The sequence below is a fragment of the Streptococcus sp. HMSC062B01 genome (assembly GCF_001811085.1).
Lineage (GTDB): Bacteria > Bacillota > Bacilli > Lactobacillales > Streptococcaceae > Streptococcus > Streptococcus gordonii.
Window position 1 is genome coordinate 1 of the sequence record NZ_KZ672788.1, and the last position, 497, is coordinate 497.

A 497-nucleotide genomic window follows, 5' to 3' on the forward strand; every position below is an offset into this window, starting at 1 on the left:
CTTAGTAAACTCTGGACTGTAAGTTGCAGTGACTTCTGTACCATTCTTATCCACACGTTTCACTGTGACTGGGTCTGGTTTTCCTACAAACTGCTTATCTGGGGTGAAGGTTACAGTTCCATCTGGCGCAATTGTGTAAGTTCCTTGACCTGGAATAGACTTCTCTTTGCTTCCATCTTCGAAGGTTGGCTCAACTGTTTCATCGATTGGAACCAGTGGATCACCACCTTGGAAGGTTGGTGTGCCGGTTTGTGGAAGTCCTTGAGGGCCTGTGCTAGTTGCATTAGTGCTGGTTGGTGTTACCTTAGTCACTGTTGGTGTATAAGTCGCGGTAACTTCTGTACCATTCTTATCCACTCGTTTCACTGTGACTGGATCTGGAGTACCAACATATTGTTTGTCTGGCGTAAAGGTAATAGAACCATCTGGATTGATGCTGTATTCACCTACACCCGGAACAGTCTTCGTTGACTGACCATCTTCGAAGGTCATTGGTT

General features: G+C 45.7%; 1 protein-coding gene. It reads right to left on the reverse strand.

Annotation, left to right across the window (positions count from 1 at the left end):
* Positions 1-497: hypothetical protein (locus HMPREF2780_RS07055; protein WP_158672299.1), on the reverse strand; the 497-nt coding region annotated here is incomplete at both ends.